Origin of the sequence: Bradyrhizobium sp. AZCC 1693 (genome assembly GCF_036924745.1) — a bacterium.
Lineage (GTDB): Bacteria > Pseudomonadota > Alphaproteobacteria > Rhizobiales > Xanthobacteraceae > Bradyrhizobium.
Genome location: NZ_JAZHSD010000001.1, coordinates 5,413,399 through 5,425,032 on the forward strand (window position 1 = coordinate 5,413,399; position 11,634 = coordinate 5,425,032).

General features: G+C 61.9%; 1 protein-coding gene. It reads right to left on the bottom strand.

Annotated features, from left to right (window positions below; all coding sequences use genetic code 11):
* Positions 1-45 precede the first annotated feature (45 nt).
* Positions 46-11,517, bottom strand: a complete 11,472-nt coding sequence (locus V1293_RS25750) for a neuraminidase-like domain-containing protein (RefSeq protein WP_334513291.1) — start codon at positions 11,515-11,517, stop codon at positions 46-48.
* Between the last annotated feature and the right edge of the window lie 117 nt (positions 11,518-11,634).

Genomic DNA, 11,634 nt, shown 5'->3' on the forward strand with positions numbered 1-11,634 from the left:
ATTCCGGCGATTTTCGCTGAAATCACGACATGAAGTCTCGGATCGTCAGGAGAGGCCAAGCGAAGCAAAGCGATCGCAAGGCGTGATCTCCCGCTCCGGCCGCGCAAAAAAGTACTTCAAGGGAACCAGCAGGACGTCGGGCCGCGGAACCGCCCCGTCGCCGGGTGCGCTGATTTGCAGTTCGACAAAGGAGCTCTCGGCGCCGTTCTGAACCAGCGGTGAGGAGAGAGACAGCTTGCCGTGGTAAACCGGCCCGTAAGCATGGTCGATCAGCATGATTTCCGAAAGCTGGCCGTTCGCCCGGACCTGCAGGATCGGCGGCAGCGTCCGCTCCGCCACTGGTTTCAGAAATATTTCCAGACCGTCGACGACGAGGTTCTCGCTGTTGCGGCTCCAGGGGAACATGTCGCGCACGATTTGTACGGAGATCTTGTCGGTATCGTCCTCATGGAGATTGATCCATTGCGCCGGGAAGTCGTGCCGGACATCCAGGTATCTGGTAGCCGGATTTCCCGCCGTCGGGAGATTCCGCCGCGCCGCGGCCTGGGCGTGATCGCGCAACTCGGATCCGCCGTCCACGGCGGTGTAGCGGAAATGCAGCACGACATCGGTCAGCGAATCCGGATCAAACTGATTTGCGGCCGGATCGATCTCGATACGCCAGCGGCTGATCATTCCGGCGCCCTCGAACGGCAGATATCGCTCGTCGCGCAGATTGGTCTCGAACAAGCCTGTGTCGTTCTGGGCTGAAGTGGTGACGATCGATTGGTGTGCGGCGTAGCGCCGGATAAAGCGCGGGTCGCCCGCCAGCGCGACCTGCTCCGGGTATTCTGGGTGGACATGGGGAGACAGCCGGACGGCGTCGGATAAAAGCGTCAGTTTCGAATTAACGGTCTGGTACGGTCCGGTGGCGCAGAGGACGCTCATCGCGACGTTCTTGATTCGACGCCGGTAATGCCCGGGCAGTTCCAGGTCGAACATCCACTCCGGAAGATCGACCTCGCAACTGCCGGTCAGCCGCAGGCTGACGAGCGCCTCCGGTGCGCACAGGCGCAGCGAGATGCTCTTGCTCAATTCGTGCTCGCGAACGTTCTGCTGCAGGTAAGCCTGCTCCATGCGGCGCAGCGCCATCAGCATTTGCTCCCCGGACATCATCCCTTCCCGGTAATTGCTCCAGGCGACGTCGGCCAGGAAATTCGAGGATGCGTAATGACGCTCGTAGCGGAAGGCGCTCTCGGCGTCCTGCGCGGCCGCTACGGCCACCTCGAACATTCCGCGATAGAGCCCCGCGAGCCTGTTCTGGACCCAGACATGATGCTCGGCGTTGGTGAACTTGCCTCGCTGGAAGCGCTGTAGTTCCTCCGAATTCTGGACGTTATCCTGATGGATATTCAGCTCACGCAAGGCAATGTCCTGCCTTCGGTCGGCGGCCAAAATCTGCCGTCGCACCTGTTCAAGTTCGATCTTCAGGACCTCCACCTGATGCCGCCATTCTTCCTCGCGGCGCGCGAACGATCCCCTGGTGGAGTCCATCGAGGCTTCCATGCTGCTCGCGGTTGCGAACATGTGCAGGAGACTGGCTCCGATTTTGGCGCCTGCCGCGAGCTTCTGACCGCTCACGACCTTTACCATCGAGCAGACCCCGACATAGACCTCGGGCACCAGTAGAAGTATCTGTGCCATCGCTTCGAACAGCTCCGTTCCAAGCGTAAGAAATTCGGCCTGCTGCATGTTCGCGAAGTAGGACCTCTCGTCGGAATTATATCCGACGCGGATGAGATGCTCGAGATGCTGCTTCTTGAGCTCCAGTATTTCACGGGCCTTCTGCAGCGCCTGCAGCTGCCAGTCCGCCTCGCGCCACTGCGAGCGGCGTACATCGAGTAGCAGGCGGTTGATTTGCACCTCGTGCTTGGAACGCAACAAGGCCAGCTCTTCGGCATCACCTTTTTCGAATGCGGACATCAGCAGTCCGCCAAATCCTCTCGCCTCGGCGCAGAGTTCCAGCGCTTTCTGCAGCAGGAAATTGAACCGGTAGTGCGGCGGAGGTATCAGCCACTCGTCGTGATCGAGCTGCGGTTCGTCGTAAGCGGCACGCCACCTCCAGCCGTCGCCGAGCCGGCCATAGCCGTAGGCCGGCGGCGTGCCCGGAGATCGGACCAGCGACGACTGCGTGCGAGCGTCGCGGATCTGCCGGCTGTTTTCACAACGCTGTATCTCCGTCGCGAGCCGATCGGCCCGATCCCAAAGCAGAACGAGGCGACGGTTCAGCGCTGGCGCTTCGGGCAGGAACCCGGCGAGCGGGACGGGGTCGGTGAGTTCCGCGTGCTTTATTCTCCGCGGCCGCTCGCCGAGCACCTTGCGCGCCAGAGCCAGCGTCTCACGCGACAGTTCGGTGGTTGCGAGGCTCTGGCCGGCAAGTTGCGATTCGCCGATGTCGAGGACGTTCTCCAGCCAGTTCAGCAACAGGATTCGGGCGTTGGGACGAAGTGCAACACCCTCGGGGTCGAGCCACCCGTTAGAGCGCGCAAGCGGCTTGTGCAGGAATTCCAGCCACTCTCTCGCCGCATCGCCGCGATCCTGCAGGCGCAGATGCTTCTGCACGAGAAGTATCGGGGCGTGGAACGTCGCGGGCCCGGCGGGCGCGCCCGGCGCGGTGGCGATGAAATGCGGGAACGACGACAGGCCGCCGGCATTCGGCGCTGCCGTGACCGTCCAGGCGGTCAAGATGTGAACGAAATTGTCAGCCGGATCGTAGACGAACCGCTGACTGGAATTCGCCGCGCCGACGACTTCGAACACGAGCAGGTCGCTCTCCCGCTTCTCGAACTTGAGTTCGCCGCCTTGATCCAGCGGCATGCCGTAGTCCGAGATCCGGACATCCTCCTCGACGCCGTCGCGCACCCTGCACCATGCCAGCCGTGCCGTCTTTTTCTTTCCCCACGCCAACAGATTCGACGGAATTCCCGCAAGATAATCGTAATATTCGGCAGGTTGCCGAGGTCGCTCCCAGTCCCAGGCCGCATCTTGCGAGGTTTGATCGTACGCAGCACCATCGACCAGCCAGAAGTAGAAATCGTCTTGCCAGATCGATGTGCTGCATTGCAGGCGAATAAATCTGCCATCCATTTCCAGCGGTGTCTGGGTCAGTAACCGCATCGAATTGGTTTCGCGGATGGTCGTCGAGTTTTTCGCCGGGTCGATGCTGACGGCGGTACGGCTCGCGGTGCGCTCGCGCGTGCCGAGCTTTCGATAGCCCTGCGGTTGAGCGGGCAGCGCCTGAACCATTGATGGCAGTCTGTCGCCCCATCGGATCAAGCCGGGGATGGCCGGCAGGAGCGGCGGAGCGGGATCCGCCCAGTTCTCGTCTGCCGTCACGCTCAGTTCGGGAAGCTGCCGCTCCAGAAACTGGAATGTCTCAGTCGCGGCCGCTTGGCCGATCAAATAGGTCTCACGATAATTCTCGGGATAGGCGGCCTGGTATTGCCATGCCTCCCAGCGGCGGTACTCCGCCAGCCGTAGATCCCAGGCTTCGAGGAAGTCACGGCCGATGTCGTCGGGCGCGACTGCTTCCAGTCCGAGGCGCAGCCGTTGGACGAAGGCGCGCAACGCCGCGCAGGCCTCCTCGATCCGCGGCGTCGCGGCGCATGTGCCTGCTTCGATATCGATGAGTAGCCGCTCGGCGAGGTCGCGGGCCGAACGGGCAAACGGAGCCGCGCCCGCGGCTTGTGGAAAGGAGCAGCGATCGAGCGAGGTGAGATATCCCACCAATGCGGCCCGGCCACTCTCGCGTAAAGGTGCGTTCAACTGCTCCAGATTGGCATAGCGGTGGACTGCGCCATTCTCCAGATAGGCCGCATTGATGTAATCGCGCAACGAGGCGACGTCCGGCGCAAACCTGGCCCAATCGCGATATCCAACCGGCGGCACGTCGGGGGCGGCGGCGAACCGCCGCAGCTTGGCGTTTTGCCATTGCGCCGACTGCCAGATCCGGATCGGCCATTCCTCGGTCTTGAGCGCCACCTTGTCGGTAACCGGAAAATCGGGGTTGGTGTCGGTGGTATAGAGCAGGGTATCGGCGGACACATCCCTGGTCAGGCCGAGGCGAAGCCGGACCAGTTCTTCCGCGGTCGGCGGCACGGCCGGGTCGGTCGCGTCGCGGAACAGATTCCACAGCGGCGCTTCCGCGCCGGCGACCTCGGCCCGGATCTGCACATAGTCGTGAAAGCGTTCCCATTGGTCGAACAGCGGCCAGACGCGCGCCGCCAAATGCGTTTCCGGATACTGACGCACGTCTTCGCCTTCGGCGCGCGGGTGGAACGCGTCGCCCACGCTCCACTGGTTGAAATCGAAATTCAGCTTCCGCGAATCCCAGGCTCCGGACTCCCGGGTAAACGCAATGCCGCGGAAGTCGATGCCCCGGCTCAGCAGGAACGCGACTTCGTCGCGGGACAGGTGGAATCGGTGGCAGAACAGCAGCGCCTTGAAGGCGCGCTGATAGCTGCGGCGGATATCGCGGATCGAGCTGAAATAATAGGGTTCGGGATAGAAGAATGGTTCGTGGTTCTTGTCGAAATCATGCGGTTCCTTGAAGGGAATGAACAGCGATTGCGCCAGCTGCTCCACGAAGGTCGTGCTGCCTGATTCTCCTTGCGGCGGATTTTTCGGCAGTTTACGCGATGAGGCAATCTTGCTGGATTGCGGCGAGACTAGCGGCGAAACTTCCGGCGACTCGACGAAGACACCGATCCAAGCGACATGCCTGTCCTTGCTCTCGCCCGGCCCCTTACTGACCTCGAACACGGAGGGATCAACCGAGTAATCAACAAATTTGAGCTCGATGTCATAGTGCCCTGGCTCCAAGGGGGCGGTGACGGGACCTGTGTGAAAGGTCCCATCCTTATCGCCACCGAATTTCTTCAGCACGTCGGAGACCGTCGTGCTGCCATGCTCGGGGATTACCTCCCTTGTCAGCACTATCGTTGCACCTTTTTTGATCTCGATGCGCATAGCGTTGTCGGTAAGGTTGGTAATGGACGTGGCCCCGAGCGGCCCCTTTTCTCCTTCTGAGGGAAGCTTGAAACAGACGACAAAGCGGTGCTCGCCGGCAGTCGCAACCTGCAGTCTTCCTCTCCAGTGCACCAGGTAGGGGACCGCCCCGCCATAGCTCCTGGATTTGATTTCAGGATCGGCTATTCGTATCTGGTAGCCCCTTCTCAACTCGACGGATTTTTCACCGTTGGGGAGCGGATTAGGCAGACCGAAGATGTGGTCGATCGGTTCCGGTACCCGCAGCGGCTTCGGCGCATTGTAAAGCCAGTCGTTGGTATTCTGCCCGACCGGATCTCCAAACTCATCGTTTGGGTGATCCAGGTAATTCAGGGAGCCGGAAATTTCACGAACCAACGGATAGGTCGGAGATAGAGCATCGATATTCGGGAACACCGGAAAATTGCCTCCAGGCGGAGGTTGCGGCAGCTTCCGGTAATCTTTCGTGGCGACATACTTGTCAAAGCGCTGATCATACGCATCGGTATACTTTCCGGGCGGCTTGAGCGACGAGAATTCCGACCAGATGCCGGTGCCGCGCAGGCCGAGAATCCCCGCTATCGCCTTGGCATTCGGGTTGGTCTCATAGTAGTTGGCGCCGGTGTTGTCCTTCCAGTTCTCATCCGCCTCAATGTGATGCAGCAACAGGTAGCGCGCGGTGGCGGAGAGATCGTCCAGTTCGACATCGGCCCCCTTGTCGGGTTCGCGTTGCAGAACGTGAGCGGCCAGATGATCGGTCGTTACAAAATACTGGCGAAGGAAGATGAAATAATAGCGCACGAACACCTTCATGCGTTCGGCCGCTTTTGTCGGCGTCAGCAGCCGGCGCGCCGCCTCGCGCTGGTCCGGCAGGATCAGGGCGAAGCGCGCCAACGTACGGCGTGGTTGCTCGTAGAGATCGCGAATCGCCGCCACCTCTTCATCGGAGCAAGCGTCGAGGTCTTTTCCGTCCGACGTCTTGAATCGCGTCACCTCCGCAAGGATCTGCTCCGGCGTCAGCAACCCCTCGATCCCGAGTTTGTTGCCCGCGGGATCGTAGGTGAAGGGCAATTTGAAATCGTATTTCTTGGGGACCGTCGGCGGTTTAAGGAACCGGGTAACTTTCGGCTCCGGCAGGTAGCTGGTGAATTTCGGATTGTCGGCCGTGAGCAGGTTCTTGAGTGCATCGAGGTCGGCGAGCGCACGGGGCCCGGTGTAGCCAAGCTTGGTCAAATACCCCGCCAGCTTGGTCCAGATCTGATCGAGCCCGTGGTCTCCATTCGGCACGGGCCAGAGCCCATCAGGCTGGCGCGCGGCTGTGAACGCGCGATCGAGCCGCTTCAGGTCGGCTTCCGCAAATTTGAACGTGCTCTCCAGCGTTTTTCGTTCGCCGCCGGCCTTGTCCCAGGAAGGCTTGCCGTCGGAGGCCATTCCATCCGGCCGGGCCGGCAGGATCGAGCCGTAGGAAGCGCCGCGAAGCAGCCCCTGCAGACGCAGCATCGATGCGTCGGTACAGGCGGAGAATTTGTCGGCGAACGGTTGCCGGTCGAGGGCATCTTGATCGTCCTCGACATGGAACGGATCGTCCTCGAAGGCCACATGGTGCCGGTTGAGATAGAGAAACGCGAGTTCGGCGACGCTGAATTCCGAGTGCGCGACCTTGAAGCAGGCTTCGACAAAACGCAGCGTATGGGTCGGCTGCAGAAAGGCCGGATAGTTGTCGTTGCCCGCGTCGGTGCGCAGGCTGGTCAGGTCGGCGATTTCGCTGAAATGATCGGCCAATAACGGTCGGGATTTCGGCGCCCTGCGCAGGCAGTTCGCCCGCTCCTGGATGACGGCGGCGAGGTCCTTCTTGGCTTGGGTGGTAAGAGGATCATCGGCGCCTCCGGGCGCAAGCAACCAAAGCGGCAGCACGTCGATGAGACACAGCGCATAGTCGTCGCGCAGCATCTGCATCGCGGCAAGCTGCCGGATGAAATCGCTGTTGATGGTGCCGGGCGGCGCCGGCGCGGGCTGATCCCGGTAGAGGCCGAGCACATCGCAGACCTGCTTCAGGGAAAGAAATGAATAATCCCTGGCGGCCTGCCGGGCCCACCACGCCATCGAGCTGCCGGCTTGTGCAAGCGGCCCGGCAAAGGCGCCGTCCTGGGGCTCGGCGTCGATCAGGTCGACCAGGGTTTCGAGGGCCGTGCGGGCGGTGGCAGCGCCGATGAACGCCGCCGGCAGTGAGTCGATCTTTGTTCTGATCGGAGCAAGCGTATCGCAGATTTCGTCCTGTAACTTTTCGGCATTGAATTCGGTCAGGAATTTCTCGCTGGCCGCGACGATTGCCGGATTGAAGTCTGCCTGTCGCGGCTCGCACAGATCGTGCCGGAAAGCGCGCATCAGCTTTGAGGCAGCGGGAAACAGGCGAAGCCGCCCGAGTTCGTTCTGCAAGGCGTCGGTCAGGGTCTTCAGCTTTTCCTTGATATGGTCGTCCGGCGTGCCTGCGGTTGGCGCCCAGCTCACGATGGCAGCTTCTAGCCGCTGGCTGGCGGTCGTTGTGGCGGCCTTCAGATCCGGAGCGGCATGCAGGTAGGGCAGAACGTCGGCGGCCTGCGCCTTGGCGTTCTTGATGACGGTTGTTCCAGTCACCGGCAGCAAATCATGAAGCTTGACGATGGAGTCGGCGAGGTGCGGGAGAAAATCGAGGTTGTCGGAGAAATCGGCGATGCTGACCCGCAGCTCGCGCACCAGCTGCATCAGGGCTTGCCGCGTCGTTCCATCGGTGATGCCGTCGGCGAGCCACTTGGTCTGGTTGGTGATGTTGTGGAAGCCGCTTCGAGCGGCTTGCCCGGCGGCGAGACTGGCCAGGATGCGCCGCGCCAGGTCCCTGATCTCATCGGTCACTAGGGCGTTGCTGGAGACGACCAGTCTGTCCAATCGCGTCTGGAGGTCATTCAGCGAAGTGCCTGCCGGGTCGAACTTGGCGTATGCGGCGGGCAGATCCCGAAATGATGCCACGACGGCGTCGTGATCTGCGGCTCGTTTTTCCGGAGCGATAGGTTTGGTCCCGGCGGCCTCGAACACGGCGATGAATCCCTCGACGGCGTTCTCGACGGTTGTGACGGAAGCCCGGGTCGCTCCCCAGCCGAGCATCTGCTGGCGCGCTCTGCTCAGGCGGTTTGTGATGCTCTCGAACGAATAGCCGGTGTGCGGCAGCTTCCGGAGCAGCCGCCGCAGCCGCAGGAAAACCGCCAGGCGTTCGAGTGCGATGCCGGTGTCGAGCGGGGCAAAGTCAATAGTGTAGGCGCCGATATCGCACGGCTCTTCCTCAGGCAGCCCCGGCTGCACGGCGATCGGAACGAAGTTGCAGGCAACCAGGTCGCGAAACTCGGCATAGCTGAGGCCGCTTCGCTTGAGGAACGCCGCCAGCCGGCGCACTCCCGCCGGTCGAGGTTTCGGAAGCCGTGTCGCTTCCTGGAATACTTCCGGAAGCGCATCCAGCCAGTCGGCCAGCTCCGGCGTGTCGTTGTGACCAGTACTGTTCTTCGAAGGATAGCCCCAGAACTGCCAAAGCTTCTGCCGCGATTTGCCAAGGGCCTCGGTGAAGACTTCGCGGTGCTCTTCCTCGCTGATCTTCAGGTATTCGCGCGCGGTGTCGATGCGGACCGGGTAGCGCCGCAAATGGGTCTGGCTGTCGAACTCCGGCGGCAGGAAGGGGGTGAACGCCTTCGGGTTAGCCATGTCCTGCGGTTGCTTGACGAACTCGTGAATATCCCTGCGAAAGGTCCGCATCGTCTCGTAGCGCTTGGTGCCCATGTGCTCGAGATAGCTGCGGGTGACATCCAGCGGCTGGTGATAGGGACGTTCGAACGAGGAAAAATCCTCCCTGAGCCGGTCGTACGCGGCCTTCTGCCGTGCAAGGGCCGCCGCTTCGTCGGGAGAGGAAGGCGTTGAGTGTTCCGGCACGGCCGCGAGTTGCTTTGCGGACAAATTGCCGGAGGTCTGGAAGATGGCGGGTGTTGCGCCCGGCGGCAGCCCGCCGTTGGGATGGGCATCGATATCCGGATCGACGTTGCTGACGAGGCCCTCCAGCGCCTCGTTCACGAGATCGATTACCGGGACAGGCGCAAACGTGTTCGCCGCCGTCACCTCGAGCTCGGCAAGTCTGCCACGCCTGTCGGCAATGGCATCCCCGAGCGAATTGAGGCCAACCGGGTGAGGCATCCTCAGCAGGGAACTTGCGTAGGCGGCGGGTCCGAACGGCGAGAGATGATCGGGCGGAATGCAATCGGTCAGCAGACCGTCGTGGTTGACGGGCCGGAAGACCCGCGCGGTCGCCCCGTCCTTGTCGCGATCGTCATCCAACGGTTCAGGATACTCGCGCGGAGGGGGTACTGCTACCGTCGTCAGCGCAACGGCCTCATGGTAGATGGCGTCGGCGTCGTCATAGGCTAGGGTACCGATCAGCGCCGCGCGGAATTGCGCCTGGGTCAGGCGCGCGATCGGCCATGGGTCGACGAAGCCGCGGAAATACAGCGCCTCCATTTTCGGGACGAGATTGGAAGCCCCGGACCCGACGACACGATAGAGGAAGTGCAGGATGGTCAGGTGCTGGATGACGTCGGGCGTTGTCTGTAGCTGGTTGATGTCGTGAACCGTCGTCGTCGGCTTAAACTTAAAAGGGTCTGTATCGAAGAACTGCTTCAACGCCTCGACGCCGGGTGTCGCAGCCGCAAAGCTGTGGGCGACGAACGTCGGAGCCGTTGCGGCCGCGCTCAGCGGTGTGCTGAAATAACGCCGCGCGCTGCGGATAAGCTTCTGCCACTGTTCGCGACCGGCCTGATCGTCGACTCCGGCGCCCCAATATTGCACAAAGAAGTCGCGCCACTCTTTTTCGGTCTTCGCCTTTAGATCGTTCGTACTCATGATGGCGCCCCAGACTGGATCGGCTTCCAGATAGGCGGCGAAATCGGTCGCAGCGCCGGGCTTTGCAATGCCGGCGCACGCGGCCCGAAGCACGATGCCGAGGTGCTGAAATCTGTTCTTGTCGGCGGCAGGGCCGAGCTTTGCTAATTCCTTTCGCCAGTATTGTTCATCCGGCATGTCGGCCGAAAGCCAATCGTCAAACAGGTCCTTGCAGTCGACATAGTGGCGCTCGATAGCTTCGTTGTCGCTTCCCGGCTCGGGCTTGCCGTCGAGATCGAGCCGAGGTAGGCCATGCAGTCTGCGCGCGGCCAGGCGATGATTGAGCAGTGAGCCAGTGCTCACCGCGCGGTCCGTTATCGAGTTGTGCTCGGTGCCGATCAATTTCCTGATCTGCGCCCGTCGGAATTTTGCACGAAGGTTATCTTCAATGGCGCCTGCCGCGAGGTTATAGCGTTCCAGGGAAGGCGTGTGGGACTCCAGGTCGCGCGATACCGCATAGAAGTAGGCCGCGGGCACGGCCAGCGTCTTGTCGGGAATGGACACGACCTCGACGCGGATGACGCTGTCCGGGTCGCCTGGTTTCCAGGCCGCCGGGTCGATCGGGACCCACCAGTGAAAGCGGTCGGCCTTGGCGTCGCTGGGCCCCGTCTTCAGGTCGTCGCTCGTCCATTGCTGGCATTCCAGCCCGGTCTTGAGCGCTGCAACCAGCGCCGTCCGATCCCGCGTTCCCTGCTCGATTCCGGCCTTGCGCTGCTGGGCTTCAGCCTCCCTGGCAAGCCGCAGGCCATGCTGCTTGAGGTCATGCATGGTGTTCGAGGCGGGGTCGTAGAGTTTTTTCGCCGGAGAGTCCGGCGGCAGACCGATGGAGTCGAGTCCACCCACCGATTGCGCCGCCAGTTCTTCGACGGCCTCCTCCGAGAGACGGCTCAGCGTGGTTCCTTCGTCGGCCAGGATTGTCTCGGCTTGGCTGCGAACCCGCTCGTACTCGATTTGGCCGGCGGCACCGGCGGTGAGCGGCCGACGCTCTTGGCCTATGCTGGGGACGCTGATCCAGACCGCGCTCTCCTGTCCAGGCGGACTCAGGTCCGAAAGATCGTCCTTGCAATTTCGAAACAGTTCCGAGCGCCCGATCTCCCAGGCGACGCCTTTGATCGTTCTCCTAACGACCAGATAAAGGTCGAAATTTCCCTGCTGGGCGGAGCGCTGCACCTCGATACGCTTGCGGTCGCGGCTATGCTGTTGCGGAAGTAGTGGTCCAGGCAGAGGTGGAATCGGTGTGTATTCGGTCCAGACCTCAGCCCACGGCTTCCATTTGGCCTCAAGAATGCCGCTGCCTCCCGCTGCCCCGGCGATGTTGGCAAGCGGGTCCTCGTTTTTGAATGACTGGGTCGCACCGGAGACCGCAAGGCTGGCCGCGTAGGCTCCGGCACCTGCGACACGCACCTGGAGTAGTTCGTCGGCACCGTCGATCTTCCGCTCGAAGAATTCGACGCTGACGGGACCCAACTGGTCCGTCGCGGTCTTGTTGGTCTGGTCTTCGAGATAAATGAAGAACTGCAGAAAGGCAGGAGGCACAGGCATGAGACAGCCCCATTAAACGCCGGGGGCTAAAATGCGACCGAGCCCCCACTCGGTTGAGATTTCCGCGCAATGCGGCCTAAAGTCGAATTAGGCCCGAGACGCGAGCGTCCCGTCAAG